This is a genomic window from Sphingomonas sp. SphC10 (assembly GCF_057004845.1).
Genome location: NZ_CM168044.1, coordinates 2453212 through 2475638, shown reverse-complemented (window position 1 = coordinate 2475638; position 22427 = coordinate 2453212). Strand labels below are relative to the sequence as shown.

The 22427-nt window shown below is 67.2% G+C and carries 18 protein-coding genes; 14 read left to right on the top strand and 4 right to left on the bottom strand.

Features of this window, described 5'->3' with window-relative positions; genetic code table 11:
• Positions 1-113 precede the first annotated feature (113 nt).
• From ACWKSV_RS11260 to ACWKSV_RS11220, 9 genes are all read left to right on the top strand, one after another.
• Positions 114-1496 carry a methyl-accepting chemotaxis protein gene (locus tag ACWKSV_RS11260; protein WP_076717652.1) on the top strand — a complete coding sequence of 461 codons (1383 nt, stop codon included), beginning with the start codon at positions 114-116 and terminating at the stop codon, positions 1494-1496.
• A gap of 76 nt (positions 1497-1572) precedes the next feature.
• Positions 1573-2280: an SDR family NAD(P)-dependent oxidoreductase gene (locus tag ACWKSV_RS11255; RefSeq protein WP_076717650.1), complete on the top strand. Its 708-nt coding sequence runs from the start codon at positions 1573-1575 to the stop codon at positions 2278-2280.
• Positions 2270-3202: a 50S ribosomal protein L11 methyltransferase gene (locus ACWKSV_RS11250; protein WP_076717648.1), complete on the top strand. Its 933-nt coding sequence runs from the start codon at positions 2270-2272 to the stop codon at positions 3200-3202. The genes ACWKSV_RS11255 and ACWKSV_RS11250 overlap by 11 nt, the downstream gene beginning before the upstream one ends.
• A gap of 279 nt (positions 3203-3481) precedes the next feature.
• A complete protein-coding gene (locus tag ACWKSV_RS11245) occupies positions 3482-5008 on the top strand; it encodes an acyl-CoA carboxylase subunit beta (RefSeq protein ID WP_076717646.1) in 1527 nt (508 codons plus the stop codon).
• 156 nt (positions 5009-5164) lie between these two features.
• On the top strand, positions 5165-5584 hold the full coding sequence (gene mce / locus ACWKSV_RS11240) for a methylmalonyl-CoA epimerase (protein WP_076717644.1): 420 nt from the start codon (positions 5165-5167) through the stop codon (positions 5582-5584).
• Complete coding sequence (locus ACWKSV_RS11235) at positions 5581-6351, top strand: enoyl-CoA hydratase-related protein (protein WP_076717642.1); 771 nt, start codon at positions 5581-5583, stop codon at positions 6349-6351. The genes mce and ACWKSV_RS11235 overlap by 4 nt, the downstream gene beginning before the upstream one ends.
• 72 nt (positions 6352-6423) lie before the next feature.
• Complete coding sequence (gene scpA / locus ACWKSV_RS11230; protein ID WP_076718442.1) at positions 6424-8682, top strand: methylmalonyl-CoA mutase; 2259 nt, start codon at positions 6424-6426, stop codon at positions 8680-8682.
• Positions 8683-8696: 14 nt separating this feature from the next.
• Positions 8697-9719, top strand: coding sequence for a biotin synthase BioB (bioB, locus tag ACWKSV_RS11225; RefSeq protein ID WP_076717640.1), 1023 nt, complete (start codon positions 8697-8699; stop codon positions 9717-9719).
• 119 nt (positions 9720-9838) lie between these two features.
• Positions 9839-11836, top strand: coding sequence for an acetyl-CoA carboxylase biotin carboxylase subunit (locus ACWKSV_RS11220; RefSeq protein WP_191864608.1), 1998 nt, complete (start codon positions 9839-9841; stop codon positions 11834-11836).
• 105 nt (positions 11837-11941) lie between these two features.
• Here ACWKSV_RS11220 and ACWKSV_RS11215 read toward each other — a convergent pair whose 3' ends face one another.
• Positions 11942-12784 (bottom strand): HpcH/HpaI aldolase/citrate lyase family protein, encoded by an 843-nt coding sequence (locus ACWKSV_RS11215; protein ID WP_076717638.1) that lies wholly within the window; start codon positions 12782-12784, stop codon positions 11942-11944.
• 78 nt (positions 12785-12862) lie between these two features.
• On the opposite strand from ACWKSV_RS11215, the gene ACWKSV_RS11210 reads away from it, so the two are divergent.
• From ACWKSV_RS11210 to cyoD, 5 genes are read left to right on the top strand one after another with little or no spacing between them, the layout of a single operon-like run.
• Entirely contained in the window at positions 12863-13306 is a 444-nt protein-coding gene (locus tag ACWKSV_RS11210; RefSeq protein WP_076717636.1) for a hypothetical protein, read from the top strand.
• 50 nt (positions 13307-13356) lie between these two features.
• Positions 13357-14244 (top strand): ubiquinol oxidase subunit II, encoded by an 888-nt coding sequence (gene cyoA / locus ACWKSV_RS11205; RefSeq protein ID WP_076717634.1) that lies wholly within the window; start codon positions 13357-13359, stop codon positions 14242-14244.
• Entirely contained in the window at positions 14241-16253 is a 2013-nt protein-coding gene (cyoB, locus tag ACWKSV_RS11200) for a cytochrome o ubiquinol oxidase subunit I (protein ID WP_191864607.1), read from the top strand. The genes cyoA and cyoB overlap by 4 nt, the downstream gene beginning before the upstream one ends.
• On the top strand, positions 16250-16885 hold the full coding sequence (locus tag ACWKSV_RS11195) for a cytochrome (ubi)quinol oxidase subunit III (RefSeq protein ID WP_076717632.1): 636 nt from the start codon (positions 16250-16252) through the stop codon (positions 16883-16885). Before cyoB ends, ACWKSV_RS11195 begins: the two co-directional genes overlap by 4 nt.
• Positions 16882-17265: a cytochrome o ubiquinol oxidase subunit IV gene (gene cyoD, locus ACWKSV_RS11190; protein ID WP_056436502.1), complete on the top strand. Its 384-nt coding sequence runs from the start codon at positions 16882-16884 to the stop codon at positions 17263-17265. Before ACWKSV_RS11195 ends, cyoD begins: the two co-directional genes overlap by 4 nt.
• 133 nt (positions 17266-17398) lie before the next feature.
• On the opposite strand, the gene glgX is transcribed toward cyoD, so the two are convergent.
• The 3 genes from glgX to glgA form a co-directional block, all read right to left on the bottom strand.
• Entirely contained in the window at positions 17399-19198 is a 1800-nt protein-coding gene (glgX, locus tag ACWKSV_RS11185) for a glycogen debranching protein GlgX (RefSeq protein ID WP_076717630.1), read from the bottom strand.
• A gap of 149 nt (positions 19199-19347) precedes the next feature.
• Positions 19348-20973, bottom strand: a complete 1626-nt coding sequence (locus tag ACWKSV_RS11180) for an alpha-D-glucose phosphate-specific phosphoglucomutase (protein ID WP_076717628.1) — start codon at positions 20971-20973, stop codon at positions 19348-19350.
• On the bottom strand, positions 20970-22424 hold the full coding sequence (glgA, locus tag ACWKSV_RS11175; protein ID WP_338468976.1) for a glycogen synthase GlgA: 1455 nt from the start codon (positions 22422-22424) through the stop codon (positions 20970-20972). Before glgA ends, ACWKSV_RS11180 begins: the two co-directional genes overlap by 4 nt.
• Between the last annotated feature and the right edge of the window lie 3 nt (positions 22425-22427).

The following is a 22427-nucleotide window of genomic DNA, read 5'->3' as shown; positions in this document are numbered from 1 at the left end:
CGGTCTCGGCCGGCCATGGCGGCATGGCCCGTCCGGCGGCTAACCCGCCTTTAACGCTTTTTGCGCCAGAATCAGCGGCATCACGTTCCGATTGCCTGAACGCGGGAGCCGCTATGCCCGAACGGGAAAATATTGTTGCCGAGACCGATCTTCCTCCGCCGACGGAGATTACGGCAGGGATCGATCTTGACGCGCGGGTTCGCGCCTTCGACGGGGGCGACGGCGCGCTGACCCGCCTGGCCGCCGATCTCTGGCCCGCCATCGAGTCGCGCGCCGATGAGGTGATCGAGGCCTATTGGAATCACTGGCGCCGCGCCAATCCCGGTGCGCCCGACTGGACCAAGATGGACCGCGAGCGGCAGCTGACGGCCGGGCGCGCCTATCTGCGCAACCGCTTCTGCCATTTGTCGGGGCGCGACTGGGTCGAGTCGCTGGGGCGTTCGGTCGCGTCCGCCTATGCCGCCGGGGTGCCGCCGATGGATGTGCTGGCCATGTCCTGCGCCAGCGACCGGGCGGCGCTGAAGGTGTTGCAGGAATCGGTGCCGCCCGACGATCCGCGTCGCGGGGTGATGATCGACACGCTGCTGCGCCTGTTCGGCATGGAGACCGAGCTGACCGTCGAGCTGTTCGCGGGCTTTCGCGAATGGAGTGCAGAGCGCGAGCGCGAACGGCTGGCGGGCGACTTCCGCAACGGCATCTCGTTGGTGGTCGAGAATGCCAGCGTCGAGGGCCGCGATCTGCGGCGTCAGGCGCAGGAAGCCTCGTTGTCGACGCGCGGGATGCTGGGCAAGTCGAGCGAAGTCGCCGCCGCCGCCGAACAGTCGGCCGTCGCGATGCGCGAGGCGGCACAGACCGCCGCGGGGCTGATCCGCGCGATCGAGGATGCCCGCACCGAGGTCGACCAGGCCGCCGATGTCGCCAACCGCGCCGCCGATCAGGCAGGGCAGGCGGTCGGCATGTCGGAGATGCTGTCCGACCATGCCAAGTCGATCGAATCGATCCTGGGCCTGATCCGCGACATCGCCGGGCAGACGAACCTGCTGGCGCTCAACGCCACCATCGAGGCGGCGCGCGCGGGCGATGCGGGCCGGGGCTTTGCGGTCGTCGCGCAGGAGGTGAAGAGCCTCGCCAGCCAGACCGCGCGCGCCACCGACGATATCGCGACCAAGATCGCCGCCATCCAGGCCGCGACCCGCTCGACGGTCGAGACCAATGCCTCGATCAAGGCGACGGTCCATGAGGTTCAGGTGTCGGCCGAGCGGATCCGCCATGCGATGGAGGCGCAGGCCCAGACCGTCACCGCAATCACCGCCGCGGTCGACGAAACCGCGCTGGCCGCCGACTCCATGTCGCACACCATCGCCGCGATCCGCCAGGATACCGAGCATGTCGCGCAGGAGATCGATCGGGTCGGGCGCGGCTTCGACCATCTCGACACGCAGCTGGGCGACCTGAAGACCAGCGCCAGCCAGTTCGTCGCGCGAGTCGCGGCCTGACACCAGATCCTCCCCGTGCCGGGGAGGATCGATCCCGCCGGTTGACGCATCGTCCCCCGCCCGGCACGGCGGAGGCATGACGACGATATTGGTAACGGGCAGCAGCCGAGGCATCGGCGCGGCCATCGCATCGAGCCTGGGCGACCTGCCGGACACGCGGGTCCTGGGCCATGCCACGCGCAGCGGCCCCGGCGCGAATCTGGCCGCCGACCTTTCCGATCCCGATGCGCCCGCCCGGCTCTGGGCCGAGGCACTGGATCAGGCGGGCGGCGCGATCGACGTCCTCGTCAATAATGCCGGTATCTTCGAGGCGAGTCCGCTGGACGCCGACGACTGGTCGGACAGCTGGGCGCGGACCATGCAGATCAACCTGACCGCGTCGACCGAACTCTGCCGTCTCGCCGTGCTGCACTGGCAGGAGCGGGGCGTCGGCGGCCGCATCGTCAACATCGCCAGCCGCGCCGCCTATCGCGGCGACTCGCCCGCGCACTGGCATTATGCCGCGTCCAAGGGCGGCATGGTCGCGATGACCAAGACCATCGCGCGCGGCTATGCGGCGCAGGGCATCCTCGCCTTCGCCGTCTGCCCCGGCTTCACCATGACCGGCATGGCCGACGACTATCTGGCCAGCCGGGGCGGGGACACGCTGCTCGCCGACATTCCGCTGGGCCGCGTCGCCTCGCCCGAGGAGGTCGCCGCGACCGTCCGGTTCCTGTGCACCGATGCGCCGCCCTCGATGACCGGCGCGGTCCTCGACGTGAATGGAGCCAGCTATGTCCGCTGACAGCTGGAAGCTGACCCTGCCGTGCACCCGGGACGAGGCGGAGGCGATCGATGCCGCCGACGACCTGGCGATCGAGGCGGTGATCATGACCACCGAGGAAATCGAGGACGACCGCGAGCATTGGCGGCTCGACGCCTATTTCGAGGCCGAGCCCGATGCTACCACCATCGAAGCGATCCGCGCGCTGGTGCCGAGCGCGGGCGACCATCCCGCCATGGTCGAGCATGTGCCCGCGCAGGACTGGGTGACGATCAGCCAGGCGGGGCTGGAGCCGCTCTCGGTCGGGCGTTTCTTCGTCCACACCGGCGACGAGGCGGTGCCGGAGGGCTTGCGCGGTTTCCATATCCCGGCGGGGCGCGCGTTCGGGACGGGGCATCACGAGACGACCAGCGGCTGCCTCGCCATGCTCGATGCGATGGCTTCGGGAACGGTGACGAACGCCATCGATGTCGGCACCGGCACCGGCCTGCTCGCTTTCGCCGCGCGGCATCTCTGGCCCGAGGCGAAGGTCGTTGCGACCGATATCGATCCGATCGCGATCGACGTCACCGCCGAGAATGCGGCGATCAACGGCGTGGACGGCGTCGAACTGATCGTCGCCGATGGTGCGCTCGCCGATCCGATCATGGCGGCGGCGCCCTATGATCTGGTCATCGCCAATATCCTGGCGGGGCCGCTGATCTCGATGGCGCCGGAACTGGCGGCGATTGCGGGGCCGGAGGCGACTTTGGTGCTGGCGGGCCTGCTGGAGACGCAGCGCGCCGATGTTGTCGCGGCCTATGAAGCCTGCGGCTGCACGCTGGAGACGGTCGACCGGCGCGGCGACTGGAGCGTGTTGCGGCTGCGCGCGGGGCGCGAGCGGTTCGTGCCGAACGCGCCGTTCGATCCCAAGGGGCGGGATGGTTGGGCACTGGATATATAGCCTTATCTACTCCCCTCCCGTAAGCGAGTTTCAGGTCGGTCATGCCCCCGGCATGACCTAAACGATGCGGGGCATCGTTTACCTGAAACTGGGCTGGGGGAGGGCAGGGCCACCAGCGATGGTCTCGGTGAGACTCCCAACCCTCCCCCCAACCCCCTCCCGCTTGCGGGAGGGGGAGCTTAGTTCACCCACCTTCCCCTTACGAAAACGGAAATCCCCGCGATTGCCATCCCCCACGCCACTCGGGCATAAGCTCGGGCAAAGACGTAAGGAGAGGTCATGGCATCGACGATGGTCGAACTGGAACGCCGCCGCGCGGCCGCGCGCGCCGGTGGTGGCGAGAAGCGCGTCGCGGCGCAGCACGCCAAGGGCAAGCTGACCGCGCGCGAGCGGCTTGACGTGCTGCTCGACGAGGACAGCTTCGAGGAACTCGACATGTTCGTCGAGCATAACTGCACCGACTTCGGCATGACCGAACAGGTCATCCCCGGCGATGGCGTGGTGACGGGTTCGGGCACGATCAACGGGCGGCTGGTCTTCGTCTTCAGCCAGGACTTCACCGTCTTCGGCGGCTCGCTGTCCGAACGCCATGCGCAGAAGATCTGCAAGATCATGGATATGGCGATGAAGGTCGGGGCGCCGGTCATCGGCCTGAACGACAGCGGCGGCGCGCGCATCCAGGAGGGCGTGGCCAGCCTCGGCGGCTATGCCGAGGTGTTCCAGCGCAACGTGCTGGCCTCAGGCGTGGTGCCGCAACTCAGCCTCATCATGGGCCCGTGCGCTGGCGGCGCGGTGTATAGCCCGGCGATGACCGACTTCATCTTCATGGTGAAGGATTCGAGCTACATGTTCGTCACCGGCCCCGATGTGGTGAAGACGGTGACCAATGAGGTCGTCACCCAGGAGGCGTTGGGCGGCGCAGTCACGCATACGACGAAAACCGGCGTAGCCGACGTCGCGTTCGAGGACGATATCGAGGCGCTGCTGGCAGCGCGCGACTTCATCGACTTCCTGCCCGCCAACAACCGCGAAGGCGTACCCGAGCGGCCGACCGCCGACGCCTGGGACAGACAAGAGGAAAGCCTCGACACGCTGATCCCGGCCAGCGCCAACCAGCCCTATGACATGCACGAGCTGCTGTCGAAGGTCGTCGACGAGGGCGATTTCTTCGAGGTGCAGCCCGCCCACGGCGCCAACATCATCACCGGCTTCGGCCGGATCGAGGGGCGGACGGTCGGCTTCGTCGCCAACCAGCCGATGGTGCTGGCGGGCGTGCTCGACATCAATGCCAGCCGCAAGGCGGCGCGCTTCGTGCGCTTCTGCGACGCGTTCGAGATCCCGATCGTGACCTTTGTCGACGTGCCCGGCTTCCTGCCCGGTACGAGCCAAGAGCATAACGGCATCATCAAGCATGGCGCCAAACTGCTCTTCGCCTATGCCGAGGCGACGGTGCCGAAGATCACGGTCATCACGCGTAAGGCCTATGGCGGCGCGTACGACGTGATGGCGTCCAAGCATCTGCGCGGCGACCTCAACTATGCCTGGCCGACCGCCGAGATCGCGGTGATGGGCGCGAAGGGCGCGGTCGAGATCATCTTCCGGGGCAAGACGCCCGAGGAGATCGCCGAGCGGACGGCCGAATATGAGGCCCGCTTCGCCAACCCGTTCGTGGCGGCCAGCAAGGGCTTTGTCGACGAGGTGATCCAGCCGCATTCCACCCGCCGCCGCATCGCGCTGGGCCTGCGCAAGCTGCGCAACAAGGACCTGGCGAACCCGTGGAAGAAGCATGACAACCTGCCGCTCTGAGAGGGGCGCGTGTGGGGAAACCCTCCCCCATCCCCTCCCGCCAGCGGGAGGGGAGAAGCTCTGGGCGAGAGCTGCCCCCAAACACGCCCCTCCCGCAAGCGGGAGGGGATGGGGGAGGGCTGGCGCTCTCGTCACGCAAACCGATCGGAGCCACGCATGACTCTCGGCCGCCTCAACCATATCGGCATCGCCACCCCTTCGATCGAAAAGACGGTCGAAACCTATCGCCACATCCTGGGTGCGGAAGCGATCGGCGAACCCTTCGACCTACCCCCGCAGGGCGTGCGGGTGTGCTTCATCGACGCGCCCAACACCCAGATCGAACTGATCCAGCCGCTCGACGAAACCTCCCCTATCGCCAACTTCCTCAAGAAGAATCCGGCGGGCGGGCAGCATCATCTCTGTTTCGAGGTCGCCGACATGGCCGCCGCTGTCGCTGAACTTCAGGCCAAGGGTGCCACGCTGCTGGGCCAGCCGCGCATCGGCGCGCATGGCACGCCCGTCGTCTTCCTCCACCCGCGCGACATGGGCGGGGTGCTGGTCGAGCTGATGGAAGCACCGGGGGAAGGCCATTGAGCGAGCCCGTGCTGCTGGCCGAGCGTCGGGGCGGCGTTCTGGTGCTGACGCTCAACCGCCCCGACCGCCTCAATGCCGCGCCGCCCGAATTGTTCGACCGGATCGGCGAGGCGCTGGCGGCGCGCGGCGATGCACGGGCCGTCCTGCTGACGGGGGCCGGCAAGGCCTTCTGCTCGGGGGCGGATATTTCGGGCGGCGATGTCGGTCCGGAGACGGTGCACCGCGCGCTGGTCGATCACTTCAACCCGCTGTTCCTGACGCTCGCCGACCTGCCGATCCCCGTGGTCAGCGCGGTGCGCGGGGCGGCGGCGGGGATCGGGTGCAGCCTGGCGCTGGCGGCCGATTTCTGCGTGGCGAGCGAGACTGCCTATTTTCTCCACGCCTTCGTCAATATCGGCATGGTGCCCGATGGCGGGGCGAGCTGGCTGCTGCCGCGCCTGATCGGTCGCGCGCGGGCGGCCGAGATGATGATGCTGGGCGAGCGGGTCGGTGCGGTCAGGGCGCTCGACTGGGGCATGATCCATAAGGTCGCCGCCGACGACAGGCTCGATGCGGAAGCCTTTGCCTTGGCCGAGCGACTGGCGGCCGGGCCGAGCGTCGCGCTGGGGCTGATGCGCCGCGCGCTCCATGCCGGGTTCGACAGCGACTATGCCACCGCGCTGGCCCGCGAAGCCGAGGATCAGCGCAGCGCGCGTGCCACGCAGGACGGCGAGGAAGGCGGCCGGGCCTTTTTCGAAAAGCGCCCGCCGCGTTTCCTGGGGCGGTAGGATGCCGCCCCTTGCGCGCGCACGATGATTTCGCTCTAGTGAAACAAAATAAGAGTGGATGAGGAGTGGCCGATGGCCGAACGCCCTGAGCTGTCCGACTGGGAAGCCCTTGCCGCGCGCGAGGTGAAGGGTCGCGACCTGTCGTGGCAGACGCCCGAAGGGATCACGGTCAAGCCGCTCTACACCGCCGAGGATGTGAAGACCGACCCCGGCCTGCCGGGCTTTGCGCCGTTCACGCGCGGCGTGCGCGCCAGCATGTATGCGGGGCGCCCCTGGACGATCCGGCAATATGCGGGCTTTTCTACCGCCGAGGAGTCGAACGCCTTTTACCGCCGCAACCTGGCGGCGGGGCAGAAGGGGTTGTCGGTCGCCTTCGATCTGGCGACGCACCGGGGTTATGACAGCGACCATCCGCGCGTGACGGGCGATGTCGGCAAGGCGGGCGTCGCGATCGACACGGTCGAGGATATGAAAATCCTGTTCGACGGCATTCCGCTCGATGCCATGTCGGTCTCGATGACGATGAACGGCGCGGTGATCCCGGTGCTGGCCTTCTTCATCGTCGCGGCCGAGGAACAGGGGGTTCACCGCTCCAAGCTGGAAGGGACCATCCAGAACGACATCCTCAAGGAGTTCATGGTCCGCAACACCTATATCTATCCGCCCGAACCGAGCATGCGGATCATCTCGGACATCTTTGCCTATACCTCGGTCGAGATGCCCAAGTTCAACAGCATCTCGATCTCGGGCTATCACATGCAGGAGGCCGGGGCGACGCAGCTCCAGGAACTGGCCTTCACCATCGCCGACGGCATGGAATATGTGAAATATGGCGTGGCATCGGGCCTCGACATCGACAAATTCGCCGGGCGCCTGTCCTTCTTCTTTGCCATCGGCATGAACTTCTTCATGGAGGTCGCCAAGCTGCGTGCCGCCCGCGTGCTGTGGCACCGGGCGATGACGCAACTGGGGGCGAAGGACGAGCGCTCCAAGATGCTGCGCACCCATTGCCAGACGTCGGGCGTGTCGCTGACCGAGCAGGACCCGTATAACAACGTCATCCGCACTACCATCGAGGCGATGGCGGCGATGCTGGGGGGCACGCAGAGCCTGCACACCAACGCGCTGGACGAGGCCATCGCGCTGCCCACCGACTTCTCCGCCCGGATCGCGCGCAACACACAGATCGTGCTGCAGGAAGAGACGGGGATGACGAAGGTCGTCGATCCCTTGGGCGGCAGTTACTATGTCGAGAGCCTGACTCAGAGCCTGGTCGACGGTGCGTGGGCGCTGATCGAGCGGATCGAGGCCGAAGGCGGCATGGCCAAGGCGGTCGCTTCGGGCTGGCCCAAGGCGATGATCGAGGAAGCGTCCGCAGCGCGTGCGGCCAAGGTCGACCGGGGCGAGGATGTCATCGTCGGGGTGAACACATACCGGCTGGCCGACGAGGCACCGGTCGAGATCCTCGATATCGACAACCACGCGGTGCGCGCGGGTCAGGTGGCGCGGATCGCAGCGGTGAAGGCCGCGCGCGACGAAGCGGCGGCCCAAGCGGCACTCGATGCCCTGCGCCAAGCCGCCCAAAATCCTCCCCAAGCTCGTCTTGGGGAGGGGGACCATCCGAAGGATGGTGGAGGGGCCGGGGCTGACGGTGCCCCTCCACCACGCCCTGCGGGCGCGGTCCCCCTCCCCGAGCAAGCTCAGGGAGGAATGGGGTCGAACCTCTTGGCGCTCGCCGTCGAGGCGGCGCGGGCGCGGGCGACCCTGGGCGAGATTTCCGCCGCGCTGGAGGATGCGTTCGGCCGCTATGGCACCCAGCCGACCCCGGTGTCGGGCATCTATGGCGGCGCTTACGGCGAGGATGAACGCTGGGCCCGCCTGCTGCGCGGCGTCGAGGCCGTGGAGCGTCGCCTCGGCCGCAAGCCGCGCCTGTTCGTCGCCAAGATGGGCCAGGACGGGCATGACCGGGGCGCGAACCTCGTCTCCTCGATGTTCGGCGATCTGGGGTTCGAGGTGGTGGCGGGTGCGCTGTTCCAGACGCCGGAGGAAGCCGCGCAAGTGGCACTGACCCGCGATGTCGACGTCGTCGGCGCCTCCAGCCTGGCGGCGGGGCACAAGACGCTGATCCCCGAACTCATCGGCCACCTTCGCGACGCAGGCCGCGCCGATATCAAGGTCATCGCGGGTGGCGTTATTCCCGCGCAGGACTATCAGGCGCTCTACGATGCCGGGGTGCAGGCGATATTCGGCCCCGGCACCAATCTTGTGAAGGCGGCCGAGGATGTGCTGAGGCTGCTGGGCCATAACATGCCGCCCGAGACGGGCGAATGACAGGACATGACGGAATGACGACGACCACCGCGCTTCGCCCCGAGGCGGCCTTGCGCACTGACTGGACCCGCGCCGAGATCGCCGCGCTGTTCGACCTGCCCTTCCCCGAGCTGCTGTTCCGTGCAGCCGAAGTGCACCGCGCGCATCATGCGGCGGACGAGGTGCAGCTGTGCACGCTTCTCTCGATCAAGACCGGCGGCTGCCCCGAGGATTGCGGTTACTGCTCGCAAAGCGCCTCGGCGGAGAGCGACGTAAAGGCCGAAAAGCTGATGGACGTGCAGGCGGTGCTGGCGGCGGCGGCCGAGGCCAAGGCGGCGGGCTCGCAGCGTTTCTGCATGGGCGCGGCATGGCGCAGCCCCAAGGAGCGCGACATGGACAAGGTCGTCGCCATGGTCGAGGGCGTGAAGGCCATGGGGCTGGAGACCTGCATGACGCTGGGCATGCTCGATGCGCCCCAGGCGCAGCGGCTGGCCGAGGCGGGGCTCGACTATTACAACCATAACATCGATACTTCGCCGGAAAACTACGCCAACGTCATCACCACGCGCTGCTTCGAGGACCGGCTGGCGACGCTGTCCAACGTGCGCGAGGCGGGGATTTCGGTGTGCTGCGGCGGCATCGTCGGCATGGGCGAGACGCGCGGCGACCGGGTCGGCTTCGTCCATGCGCTCGCCACCCTGCCGCGCCATCCGGAAAGCGTGCCGGTCAATGCGCTGGTCCCGGTCAAGGGCACGGTGCTGGGCGATATGCTCGCCGATACGCCGCTGGCACGGATCGACGATATCGAGTTCGTCCGCACCGTCGCGGTCGCGCGCATCACCATGCCGATGAGCATGGTCCGCCTGTCGGCGGGGCGCGAGAGCATGTCGGCGGCCACCCAGGCTTTGTGCTTCATGGCGGGGGCGAACTCGATCTTCACCGGCGACAAGCTGCTGACCGCGGGCAATGCGGGCGACGATGCCGATGCCGCGCTGTTCGCCAGGCTGGGCCTGAAGCCGATGGAAGGTGCCGAGCCGATGCGGGTGGCGGCGGAGTGACATTTCCACCGCCCTGTTCCCCGGCGAAGGCCGGGGCCCAGTGGCGGTGAACCACCGATGGCGCGCCACCGGCCACGTATTTCGACACGGACCAACGACATAAAAGGAGAGGTATCCCCGTGTTCCAGAAAATCCTGATCGCCAATCGCGGGGAAATCGCGTGCCGGGTGATCCGCACGGCCCGCGCAATGGGCATCGCCACCGTCGCCGTCTATTCCGACGCCGATGCCGGCGCGCCGCATGTCCGGCTCGCCGACGAGTCGGTACGCCTCGGCCCCGCGCCCGCCGCCGAGAGCTATCTCAAGGCCGAACTGATTCTTGCCGCCGCCAAGGCGACCGGCGCGGATGCGATCCACCCCGGCTATGGTTTCCTGTCCGAGCGCGAGAGCTTTGCAAAGGCCTGTGCCGAGGCGGGCGTCGTGTTCATCGGCCCGCCGCCGAACGCCATCGCCGCGATGGGCGACAAGATCGAATCGAAAAAGCTCGCCAAGGCGGCGGGCGTCAATGTCGTCCCCGGCTATCTGGGTGAGATCGCCGATACCGAGGAGGCGGTGCGCATCGCGACCGACATCGGTTTCCCTGTGATGATGAAGGCGTCCGCCGGTGGCGGCGGCAAGGGCATGCGCCTGGCCTGGTCCGAGGCGGATGTCCGCGAAGGCTTCGAGGCGACCAAGCGCGAAGGCCTCGCCAGCTTCGGCGACGACCGCGTCTTCATCGAGAAGTTCATCGAGAGCCCCCGCCATATCGAGATCCAGGTGCTGGGCGACCAACATGGCAACATCGTCTATCTCGGCGAGCGCGAATGCTCGGTCCAGCGCCGCCACCAGAAGGTGGTCGAGGAAGCCCCGTCGCCCTTCGTCACGCCCGAGATGCGCCGCGCCATGGGCGAGCAGGCGGTCGCCCTGGCGCGGGCGGTCGGCTATTATTCGGCGGGCACCGTCGAGCTGATCGTGTCGGGGGCGGATACTACGGGTAAGAGCTTCTACTTCCTCGAGATGAACACCCGGCTCCAGGTCGAGCATCCCGTGACCGAAGAGATCACCGGCCTCGATCTGGTCGAACAGATGATCCGCGTCGCCGCCGGAGAGCCGCTGGCGTTCGGCCAGGACGATGTGACGCTGACCGGCTGGGCGATCGAGAACCGCGTCTATGCCGAGGACCCCTATCGCGGCTTTCTGCCCTCGACCGGGCGGCTGGTCCGTTACAACCCGCCCGCCGAGCAGGCCGATGACGACGTGCGGGTGCGCGTCGACGACGGCGTCGCCGAGGGCGGCGAGGTCAGCATGTTCTACGACCCGATGATCGCCAAGCTGGTCACCTGGGCACCCACCCGCGAAGCCGCGATCGACGCCCAGATCGCCGCGCTCGACGCGTTCGAGATCGTCGGGCCGGGGACGAACATCGACTTCGTCTCCGCGCTGATGCAGCATCCGCGTTTCCGCTCCGGCGCGCTGTCCACCGGCTTCATCGCCGAGGAATATCCCGAAGGCTTCCAGGGCGCGCCCGCCTCCGCCGAACTGACCCGGACGCTGGCCGCCGTCGCCGCCTTCGCCGCCACCGCCGAGGCCGACCGCGCCCGCCGCATCGACGGCCAGCTCGGTCACCGGCTGCAACCGCCCGCCGACTGGACGGTGCGGATCGGGGGAGCGGACCATGCGGTCAACGTCTCGACCGACGGGATCGGCGTCGACGGCGCCGAGCTGGACCTCGCCATCGCCTACACCCCCGGCGACCGGATGATCGCGGTCGAGGACGAGGCCGGCGAGGCCCTCCACGTCCGCATCGCCAAGACCCGCACCGGCTTCCGCCTGACCACCCGCGGGGCCAGCCACACGGTCCGCGTCCTCCCCGCCCGCGCCGCCCCCTACGCCCAGCACCTCATCGAAAAGGTGCCGCCCGACCTGTCGAAATTCCTCATCGCCCCCATGCCAGGCCTCCTCGTCCGGCTCGACGTTGCCGAGGGCGACCAGGTCGAGGCCGGCCAGCCGCTCGCCGTCGTCGAGGCGATGAAGATGGAAAACATCCTGCGCGCCGCCAAGTCCGGCACCGTCAAGACCATCGCCGCTAAAACCGGCGATAGCCTGGCCGTCGATGCGGTGATTTTGGAGCTGGAGTAAGCCGACACACCCTCACCCTTCCGGCGCTTTGCGCCTCCCTCCCTCTCCCGGCGGGAGAGGGCAGGGGGCCCGCCCGCGATAGCGGGTGGGAAGGGTGAGGGCGGATTATTCGGCCGGTCGCTGGACAAGCGCCAAGATGCGCTCCGCCTCCGTCAGATGCAGGCGTTCGACCATTTGCCCGTCCAGCCGGATCGCGCCCAGCGCCGCTTGCTCGGCATCGGCGAAGGCCTCCACCACCCTCCGCGCCCAGGCGATCTCGGCCGCGTCCGGGCCGAAGCCCGTATTCGCCGCGGCAATCTGGTTGGGATGGATCAGCGTCTTGCCGTCGAAGCCCAGACGCCGCCCTTCGGCACATTCCGCAGCCAGCCGATCGGGTGCGTCAAGGGCGTTGCATACGCCGTCCAGGGCGATCAGCCCGGCGCTCCGGGCGGCGACGACGATCTGGACGCGCAAGGGCAGCAACGCCTCGGGTGCGGGGGGTGAGGGCAGGCGCATCTCCTTCGCCAGATCGTTCGTCCCCGCGATCAGGGCGGTCAGCCCCAGCTCCCTCGCCGCCTGTGCGATCGCGCCCAATGACAGGATTCCGCGACACGTCTCGATCATCGCCCAGAGCGGCACGTCCTGCCCCAGCGCCGCCCGTGCGGCGGCCAGCGTCGCGACATCGTCGACCTTGGGGATCAGCACCGCCGCCGGACACGCCTCTGCCAGCGCGGCGAGGTCTTCGGCCGCATGGGGGCTGTCGAACCCGTTCGTCCGCACGACCAACACCCGCTCGCCAAAGCCCTCCTCGCGCACCGCCGCCACCGCCGCGTCGCGCGCCCCGGCCTTAGCGTCGGGGGCGACCGCGTCCTCCAGGTCGAGGATCACCGCATCGCTGTCGAGCATACGCGCCTTTGCGATGGCGCGGGGGTTGGAGGCGGGGAGGAACAGGGCGCTGCGCAGGGTCATCGTGGGAACATAGCGGCGTCATGCCTCTGGTAAAATGGTGCGGTCGCGCCATAATCGAAACCTCGAAGGGGGGATGATATGACCGCGACGCTGTTGCTGCTGGGGCTGACGATCACGCTTCATGTCTGGCCGAATCTGCCCATCAGCCGCTGGCTGGCGGCCATGCTGGTCGAGGCCCCCGCGCGGCTGCTCGGCCGGGTCCGGCCGGGGCATTGGGCGATGATGGCGCTGGGGATCGCGCTGCTGGGCCTCGCCATCTGGTTCGAGATTGACGAGATTCGCATGCTGGTCGCGGCGGCCGCGCCGATGGGCGATCTGGTGATGCTCGCCTCGGCGATCGAATGGGGCGGGGTGGCCGAACTGGTCATGGCGGCGGTGCTGTCCTCCTCGATGCTGGCGCGCTGGCCTGTTTTCGGCCGCTGGGCCGGGCGGATGTCCGCGAGCCGGACCGCTCGCCCGCGCCGGGTGGAGCGGCCCGCCAATGACAGCGACGACGGCGAGGGGCGAAGACTCGCCGCCTGATCCCTTTGCGGGGGCGGAACGAAAGCAGGAGGCCGCCGTTCACCTGGTGAATGTTCCGCGACCCGCGCCTCGCCAAAATTCCCGCGCGTTTTGCGTGCCTTGGGTCGTGCGTCGTCCTTTCCGCCTGCGAGCCGGGCATCCTGGACCCCGCCGGACCGATCGCGGCGGGCGAGCGCAGCATCTTCTTCAACTCGCTGGCGGTGATGCTGGCCATCGTGGTGCCGGTCATCATCCTGGCCTTCGCCTTTGGTTGGTGGTTCCGGGCGGGTAACACCCGCGCCAAGCATCTGCCCGAATGGGCTTATTCGGGGCGACTGGAGCTGCTGGTCTGGTCGATTCCCGCGCTGGCGATCATGTTTTTGGGCGGCATCGCCTGGATCGGCAGCCATGACCTCGATCCGCCCAAGCCCATCGCGTCCAAGGCCAGGACGATGACCGTCGAGGTCGTCGCGACCGACTGGAAATGGCTGTTCCTCTATCCCGAACAGGGGATTGCGACGATCAACCGGCTGGTCGTGCCGGTCGGCACGCCGGTCAAGTTCCGCATCACCTCGGCAGGCGTGATGAACAGCTTCTTCGTGCCGCAGCTGGGCAGCCAGATCTACGCCATGTCGGGCATGGACTCGACGCTCCACCTGCGCGCCGACAAGGCCGGGCGCTATCGCGGGCTGTCGGCGCATTATAGCGGGGAAGGCTTTGCCGATATGGATTTCTTCGTCGACGCGGTGCCGCAAGCGAGCTTCGATCGCTTCGTCGCGACCGCGCAGGGAGGACAGGGCAAGACGCTCGACTGGAGCGAGTTCGTCGCGATGGCGCATCCCAGTCGCAATGTCCGCCCCGCCAGCTATCCCCGGATCCAGCCCGGCCTCTACGACCAGATCGTCATGAAGAACGGCGCACCCGAGGGTGAGAAAGCCAAGGACGGACGCGAGCAATGAGTCTCACGGGCAAGCTCGGCTGGGATTCGATCCCGTTCCACGAACCGCTGCCCCTGGTGTCGGCGGGCGTCATCGGGCTGGTCCTGCTGGGCGTCTTCATCTGGGTGTGGCGACGCGGGCATCTGCCCTACATTTGGAGCGAATGGATCACGAGCGTCGACCATAAGCGGATCGGCGTCATGTATTGTCTGCTGGCGGGCGTCATGCTGCTGCGCGGCTTTTCGGACGCGCTGCTGATGCGGTCGCAACAGGCGATCGCCTATGGCAATGAAGGCTATCTGCCGCCCGACCATTACGACCAGATCTTCTCGGCGCATGGCACGATCATGATCTTCTTCGTGGCGATGCCGTTCATGATCGGGCTGATGAACTTCGTCGTGCCGTTGCAACTCGGCGTGCGCGACGTGGCCTTCCCTACGCTCAATTCGGTCAGCTTCTGGCTGACCGCCAGCGGCGCGCTGCTCATCAATATGAGCCTGGTCATCGGCGAGTTCGCCAAGACCGGCTGGCTGGTCTATCCGCCGCTGTCGGAGTTGCGCTTCTCCCCCGGCGTCGGCGTCGATTATTATCTCTGGGCGCTCCAGATATCGGGGATGGGGACGCTGCTGTCGGGCGTGAACCTCGTCACCACCATATTGAAGATGCGCGCACCCGGCATGGGTTACAGCCGGATGCCGATGTTTACCTGGACCTCGCTAGCCTCCAACCTGCTGATCGTCGCGGCCTTTCCGGTGCTGACCGCCGTGCTCGGCATGCTGATCCTCGACCGTTATCTCGGCTTCCACTTCTTCACGCCGGAAGCGGGCGGCAACCAGATGATGTTCGTCAACCTCATCTGGGCCTGGGGCCACCCGGAAGTCTACATCCTCATCCTGCCCGCCTTCGGCGTGTTTTCCGAGATCATCTCGACCTTCTCGTCCAAGCCGCTCTTCGGCTATCGATCGATGGTCATCGCGACCATGGTGATCTGCATCTTGTCTTTCATGGTCTGGTTGCACCATTTCTTCACCATGGGGGCGGGGGCCGATGTGAACGGCTTTTTCGGCATCACGACGATGATCATCGCGGTGCCGACGGGGGTGAAGGTCTTCAACTGGCTGTTCACCATGTATGGCGGGCGCATCCGCTATACGTCGATGATGCTGTGGTCGATCGGGTTCATCGTGACCTTCGTGATCGGCGGCATGACCGGCGTGATGCTGGCGGTGCCCCCGGCCGATTTCGTGCTGCACAACTCGCTGTTCCTGGTCGCGCACTTCCATAACGTCATCATCGGCGGCGTGCTGTTCGGAGCCTTTGCGGGGTTCACCTTCTGGTTTCCCAAGATGTTCGGCTTCACGCTGGACGAGATCTGGGGCAAGCGCGCCTTTTGGCTGTGGATCAGCGGCTTCTACGTCGCCTTCATGCCGCTCTATGTCCTCGGCCTGATGGGCATGACGCGGCGGATGCAGCATTATGACGTGCCGGGCTGGCATCCCTGGCTGCTGGTCGCGGGCGTCGGCGCGCTGCTGATCGCCGCTGGCATCGCGTGCCAGATCATGATGCTCTACGTCTCGATCAAGACGCGGGCCGACCGGATCGACGAGAGCGGCGACCCGTGGGACGGGCGCACACTGGAGTGGATCACCACTTCGCCGCCGCCCGCCTTCAACTTCGCGGTGCTGCCCGATGTGAAGGGCGAGGAAGCCTATTGGGGCATCAAGGCGAAGGCGCGCGAGAACCGCGCCTTATCCGATCGCCCCGATTACGAACCGATCGAGATGCCGCGCAATTCGCCGACCGGGATCGTCGCGGCTTTCTTTGCCACGGCCATGGGCTTTGCGCTGATCTGGCATATCTGGTGGCTGGTCGTGCTGGGCTTCTTCGGCGCCTGGGGGACATTCATCGTCTTCGCATGGCGGGACAAGGCCGAGTATGAAATCCCGGTCGAGGAGGTCGAACGGCTGGACCAGGCCCGTCGCCGCAGCAAGGCGACGCTGCTCGACCTGCCCGAAGAGGCGCTGTCATGAGCGGGGCGGCGCGGACGCATGATCCCAACAAGCTGGGCCGTTCGGCCGAGCCGAACCCGGACGGTCCCGCGCCCAAGCGGGTCGTGGTGTCCTATGGCTTCTGGATTTTCCTGCTGTCGGACTTCATCCTGTTCGCCTGCTTCTTCGCCGGATATGCGGTGCTGAAGGATGCGACGGCGGGCGGTCCTTCGGGCAAGGACCTGTTCGAGCTGAAGCTGGTCGAGACGGAGACGGTGCTGCTGCTCCTGTCCAGCTTCGCCTGCGGGCTGGCGGGGATCGCCACGCTGGCGCGCGACATGCGCTGGTTCCAGATCGCGATGGCGGCGACCGGGCTGCTCGGTGCGGGCTTCCTGGCGCTGGAGACCTATGAGTTCCTCAATCTGATCGGCGAGGGGGCGGGGCCGGGGCGCAGTGCCTTCCTGTCGGCCTTTTTCGCGCTGGTCGGGTGCCATGGGCTGCACGTCCTGCTGGGGATGCTCTGGCTGACGACGATGATGGCGCAGGCCTGGGCCAAGGGGTTTCGCGAGGATATCCTGCGCCGCATCCTCTGCTTCAGCCTGTTCTGGCACGCGCTCGACATCATCTGGGTGGCGCTGTTCACCATGGTCTATCTGATGGGAGTGCGCGGATGAGCGAGCGGCCCGACGAGGAAATGGCCCGCGATGAAACCGCGCCGGGCGTGGAAAGCGAGAAGGACTCGGTCGTCGGCGGCATCCGCAGCTATGCGATCGGGCTGGTCGCCGCCGCGATCCTGACGGCGGCGTCCTTTGCGCTGGTGCAGTTCGATATCGTCTGGGGCCCCGCCGTACCCGCCGCGCTGGTCGCGCTGGCGATCGGGCAGATGGGGGTGCATCTGGTGTTCTTCCTCCACATCACGACCGGGCCGGACAACAGCAACAATGTGCTGGCACTGCTGTTCGGCATCCTGATCGTGGCGCTGGTGCTGCTGGGCTCGATCTGGATCATGGGGCATCTGAACCACAATCTGATGGGACCGATGGCGACGCCGTGAGCAAGGGTTAAGCCCCTCCCCTGAAGGGGAGGGGTTGGGGTGGGGACTATCCACTGGCCGTTCGCCTGTTGCGGGCGCCCCACCCCCGACCCCTCCCCTGAAGGGGAGGGGAGCAATGCGATACCGTCGCGTCTTAGCTTTCCAGCACTCGCCCCCTGATCGCGGAGACTCCGTGCCTGTGATCGAAGCGCAGGATCAGCTTTTCGTCGCCGATTGGCAGATGAAGCGCAAAGCCTTCGCCCTTGTCCCAATCCTCCGGCATCATTGGGCCACCGGATAGATTGCGCCACTCGCCCCCGGCTAGCCAGTCGGTCCAATCCAGAGGCATGTCCCGGCGAAAGGCGCTGAGCTGTGCAACGAAATCCTCCAGCGCCTCGTCGCGATCCTCCCAGTCGAGCCAGGTCGCCTCGTTATCCTGGGCATAGCCGTTGTTGTTGCCGTTCTGGCTGCGGCCGAACTCGTCGCCTGCGGTCAGCATCGGGGTGCCGCGCGACAGGAACAATGTGGCGAGCATCGCGCGTACCGAGCGGGTGCGGGCGCCGCGAATGGCGGGATCATCTGTCGCCCCTTCCTGCCCATGGTTCCACGACACCTCGTCGCCATGCCCGTCGCGATTGTCCTCGCCATTGGCGTGGTTGTGGCGCTGGGCATAGGCGGCCAGATCGGCGAGGGTGAAGCCGTCATGCGCCGCGACGAAATTGACCGAGCGGCTGGCGGCGCTGGCGAACACATCCGCCGAGCCTGCGATTCGCGTCGCCAGATCGCCCGCCCTACCGTCGCCGCGCCAGAAGCGGCGGACCTGATCGCGATATTTGTCGTTCCACTCCAGCCAGTGATCCGGGAAATTCCCGAGCTGATAGCCGCCGGGGCCGATATCCCAGGGTTCGGCGATCATGATGCGGGTCGACAGGATCGGATCGGCGGCGATCTCGGTGAAGATGGGCGCGCGGGCGTCGAAGCCCGATCCGCGCGCCAGTACCGGCGCCAGGTCGAAGCGGAAGCCGTCCACGCCCGCCCGCGCGAAATGGCGCAGGCTGTCGAGGATCATCGCGCGGACGCCGGGGCGGCTGGCGTCGAGCGTATTGCCGGTGCCTGCATCGTTGATGAGCGTGCCGTCCGTCGTCCGCGCATAGGCATCCGGGTCCAGCCCGCGAAAGGACAGGGTGCCGCCGTGGATGTCGCTCTCGCCCATATGGTTGAACACGAGGTCGAGGATGACGCCGATCCCGGCCTGCCGCAGCACCGCGGCAGTCGAGACCAGTTCGGCGACGCCGCCCGGCACCCGTTCCGGGCACAGCGCCATCGGCACCACCGGGTTGTAACCCCAGGCGTTGCGCAGGCCGAGCGGCGGCAGATGGCGCTCGTCTATCGCAGCGGTGATCGGCATGAGCTCCACCGCCGCGACGCCCAGCTTGCGCAGATGGTCCAGCACGGCGGGATGGGCGAGCGCCGCCAAGGTGCCGCGCTGTTCGGGCGGGATGGCGGGATGGCGCATGGTGAAACCACGCACATTGAGTTCGTAGATCAGCCCGCCCGGCCGGAACAGCGGCCGAGCGGGGGTGTCGGTCAGCGGTGTGACGACACGGGCGCGGGGGACGATGTCGGCGGTGTCTTCGCCATAGGCCGCCAGACGCGGCGACTGGATGAAGGGGCGGTCGAGTTCTAGCGCGTAAGGATCGACCAGCAGCTTGGCCGGGTCGAACCACAGGTTGCGGCCCGGGTCGTATTCCCCGTGCGCGCGGTAGCCATAGAGATGGTTCGTGCCCGGGGCCGTAGTGGTCCACACATCGCCGTCGCGGGTCATGGCGAGACGGCGTTCGTCTGCGCCGTCGAACAGACATAGCTCCACCCGCTCGGCGGTCGAGCGCACGGCGAAGCGGGTGCCGCCGGGGACGGGGGTGGCACCAAGGGGTAAGGCGAGCTGATTCGTCATGCCGACAGCATTGCAATTCCTCCCCAGGAAGGGGAGGTGGCATCGCGCTAGCGATGACGGAGGGGTGTCGCGCTATCGAGAGGGTGACACCCCTCCACCACGGCTTCGCCGCAATCCCCCTCCCCTTGCAGGGGAGGAATGATGTAGGATCAGGTCACCACATCGGGTTCGGTGCGGCCGGTATGCTGGGTGATCCCTGCAATCTCGTCCGCCGCCGCGATGATGTCGGCGAGCATCTCCGGCGTCTCGCGGTCGAGCTGATCGGCCGAATAACGCTCCAGATAGACGCGCAGGGTCGCGCCGCTGGTGCCGGTGCCCGACAGGCGGAATACGACGCGGCTGCCGCCCACGAACAACACGCGAATGCCCTGGTTGCGGCTGACCGACTGATCGGTGGGGTCGGTATAGGCGAAGTCGTCCGCCGCCTCGACCGTCAGCCCGGCGAACGTCTCGCCCGGCAGGGTGGCCAGCTTGGCGCGCAGATCGGCCATCAGCGCATCGGCGCGCTCGCTCTCGACGCCCTCATAGTCATGGCGCGCATAATAGTTACGGCCATAGGTCGCCCAGTGATCGCGCGCGATCTGGTCGACCGACTTGCCCGAGGCGGCAAGGATGTTGAGCCAGAGCAGCACCGCCCACAGCCCGTCCTTCTCGCGCACATGGTCCGAGCCGGTTCCTGCGCTCTCCTCGCCGCAGATCGTCGCCATGCCTGCGTCCAGCAGGTTGCCGAAGAACTTCCAGCCGGTCGGCGTCTCGTACGCCGGGATGCCCAGCTTCTCGGCCACGCGGTCGGCGGCGGCGCTGGTCGGCATCGAGCGGGCGATACCCTTCAGGCCACCGGCATAGGCGGGTGCCAGATGCGCGTTCGCCGCCAGCATCGCCAGGCTGTCCGACGGCGTGATGAAGCGCCCGCGCCCGATGATGAGGTTGCGATCGCCGTCACCGTCCGAAGCCGCACCGAAATCGGGTGCGTCGGGGGCCATCATCCGGTCGTACAATTGCCTGGCATGGACCAGATTGGGGTCGGGGTGATGGCCGCCGAAATCGGGAAGCGGGGTGCCGTTCTTCACCGTGCCGGGCGCGAAGCCCAGCCGGTTCTCCAGAATCTCGGTCGCGTACGGCCCGGTCACCGCGCTCATCGCGTCGAACGACATGGTAAAGCCGCCCTCGACCGCCTTTTGGATCGCGGCGAAGTCGAACAGGCTCTCCATCAGCGCGGCATAGTCGGCGACCGAGTCGATCACCTCGACCGTCATGTCGCCGACCGTCACCTCGCCCGGCGTATCCAGGTCGATGTCGTCGGCCTCGACGGTCAGCCAGCGGCTGATCGACTTGGTGTTGGCGTGGATCGCGTCGGTCACCTTTTCCGGCGCGGGGCCGCCGTTCGAGATGTTGTACTTGATGCCGAAATCTTCGTCCGGCCCGCCCGGATTGTGGCTGGCCGACAGGACCAGACCGCCCAGCGCCTTACGCTGGCGGATCACGTTGCTGGCCGCAGGCGTGGACAGGATGCCGCCCTGGCCGACCACGACGCGGGCAAAGCCGTTCGCCGCCGCCATGCGGATCGCGACCTGGATCACTTCGCGGTTCAGGAAGCGACCGTCGCCGCCGATCACCAGCGTCTGGCCGGTCTTTTCATCGCCCAGCGCGTCGAACGTCGACTGGATGAAATTCTCGGCATAGTTGCGCTGCTGAAAGACGCGAACCTTCTTGCGCAGGCCCGAGGTGCCCGGCTTCTGGTCGAGATAGGGCTCAGTCGCGACGGTCTTGATCATGGGTTCCCCAGCACGGATCGATAGAGTTCGGCATAGTGGCGGCCGCTATGGTGCCAGCTATAGTCGGCATTCATGCCATTGACCTGGATGGTCCGCCATTGGTCTTGGTCGGCATAGAGTCTCATTGTGCGACGCAGCACGGCAACAATATTGTCGGCGGTGACAGTATCGAACTGAAGCCCGGTCGCCACGCCCATGGCCAGCGCGGCCTCATTGGCGTCGATGATCGTATCGGCCAGCCCGCCCGTGCGCGCGACCACGGGAACGCAGCCATAGGCGAGCGCATAGAGCTGGGTCAGCCCGCACGGCTCGAATCGCGAGGGGATGACGATCGCATCGCATCCGCCCTGGAGAAGATGCGAGACCGGCTCGTCATAGCCGATGCGCACCGCGACGCGGCCCGGATGGCGAAGGGCCGCCGTGGCGAAGGCGATCTCCAGCGCCGGGTCGCCGGTGCCCAGTACGACCAGCCGTCCGCCCAGCGCCACCAGATCGTCGATCACCTCGACCAGCACGTCCATGCCCTTTTGCCAGGTCAGGCGGCTGATGACGGTGAAGATCGGGCTGTCATCCTCGTCCAGCCCGAACGCCTGTTCGACCGCGCGCTTGTTGGCGATGCGGTCGTCCAGCGTGTCGACGGTGAAGGGGGCGGGCAGGGCGGGGTCGGCCTTGGGACTCCAGATGGCGGGGTCGATGCCGTTGACGATGCCGCTGACGCATTCGGCGCGCGCGGCGATCAGGCCCTCTAGCCCCATGCCATACTGAACCCGGTGGATTTCCTCGGCATAGGTCGGGCTGACCGTGGTGATCGCATCCGCCGTCCGCAGGCCCGCCTTCAGATAGCCGATCTGGCCATAATATTCGACGCCATCGACGCTCCACGCCTCGGGGGGCAGGCCCAGATCGGGGAAGTGGTGCGCCGCGAACGAGCCCTGAAAGGCGATGTTATGGATGGTGACGATGCTCTTGGCGACTTTGCCGGGGCCGGGCGCATAGTGGAGAAAGGCGGGAGCGAGCGCCGCCTGCCAGTCATGCGCGTGGAGCAGGTCGAAATCGTACCCCGGCACAGCGCCCGAGGCGAGGTCCGCGCCCGCGCGCGCCAGCACCGCGAAGCGCCGCCAATTGTCGTGCCAGTCATTTCCGCCGGTATCGACATAGGGAAGCCCCTCACGCTCCCAAAGCTGCGGCGCCTCGATCACCAGCAGCCGGTGCGTGCCGATCATCGCCTCGCGCAGATATGCTTCGGTGCCGATGATGTGCGTCCAGTGATGGACGCGCGGGGCGTCCTCGCCGATCGCGCGCATCACCTTGGGGAAGCCGGGGATCAGCGTGGTGACGGCGATGTCGTGCGGCACCAGAGCCTCGGGCAGCGCGCCGACCACATCGGCGAGGCCGCCGGTCTTGATGAGCGGGAACGCCTCCGAGGCGACCGACAGGACGGAAAGGGTCATGGG

Coding starts and splice junctions, on each gene's coding strand:
- ACWKSV_RS11260 (WP_076717652.1), top strand. CDS start 114: ATGCCCGAACGGGAAAATATTGTTGCCGAGACCGATCTTCCTCCGCCG.
- ACWKSV_RS11255 (WP_076717650.1), top strand. CDS start 1,573: ATGACGACGATATTGGTAACGGGCAGCAGCCGAGGCATCGGCGCGGCC.
- ACWKSV_RS11250 (WP_076717648.1), top strand. CDS start 2,270: ATGTCCGCTGACAGCTGGAAGCTGACCCTGCCGTGCACCCGGGACGAG.
- ACWKSV_RS11245 (WP_076717646.1), top strand. CDS start 3,482: ATGGCATCGACGATGGTCGAACTGGAACGCCGCCGCGCGGCCGCGCGC.
- mce (WP_076717644.1), top strand. CDS start 5,165: ATGACTCTCGGCCGCCTCAACCATATCGGCATCGCCACCCCTTCGATC.
- scpA (WP_076718442.1), top strand. CDS start 6,424: ATGGCCGAACGCCCTGAGCTGTCCGACTGGGAAGCCCTTGCCGCGCGC.
- bioB (WP_076717640.1), top strand. CDS start 8,697: ATGACGACGACCACCGCGCTTCGCCCCGAGGCGGCCTTGCGCACTGAC.
- ACWKSV_RS11215 (WP_076717638.1), bottom strand. CDS start 12,784: ATGACCCTGCGCAGCGCCCTGTTCCTCCCCGCCTCCAACCCCCGCGCC.
- ACWKSV_RS11210 (WP_076717636.1), top strand. CDS start 12,863: ATGACCGCGACGCTGTTGCTGCTGGGGCTGACGATCACGCTTCATGTC.
- cyoA (WP_076717634.1), top strand. CDS start 13,357: ATGTTCCGCGACCCGCGCCTCGCCAAAATTCCCGCGCGTTTTGCGTGC.
- cyoB (WP_191864607.1), top strand. CDS start 14,241: ATGAGTCTCACGGGCAAGCTCGGCTGGGATTCGATCCCGTTCCACGAA.
- ACWKSV_RS11195 (WP_076717632.1), top strand. CDS start 16,250: ATGAGCGGGGCGGCGCGGACGCATGATCCCAACAAGCTGGGCCGTTCG.
- cyoD (WP_056436502.1), top strand. CDS start 16,882: ATGAGCGAGCGGCCCGACGAGGAAATGGCCCGCGATGAAACCGCGCCG.
- glgX (WP_076717630.1), bottom strand. CDS start 19,198: ATGACGAATCAGCTCGCCTTACCCCTTGGTGCCACCCCCGTCCCCGGC.
- ACWKSV_RS11180 (WP_076717628.1), bottom strand. CDS start 20,973: ATGATCAAGACCGTCGCGACTGAGCCCTATCTCGACCAGAAGCCGGGC.
- glgA (WP_338468976.1), bottom strand. CDS start 22,424: ATGACCCTTTCCGTCCTGTCGGTCGCCTCGGAGGCGTTCCCGCTCATC.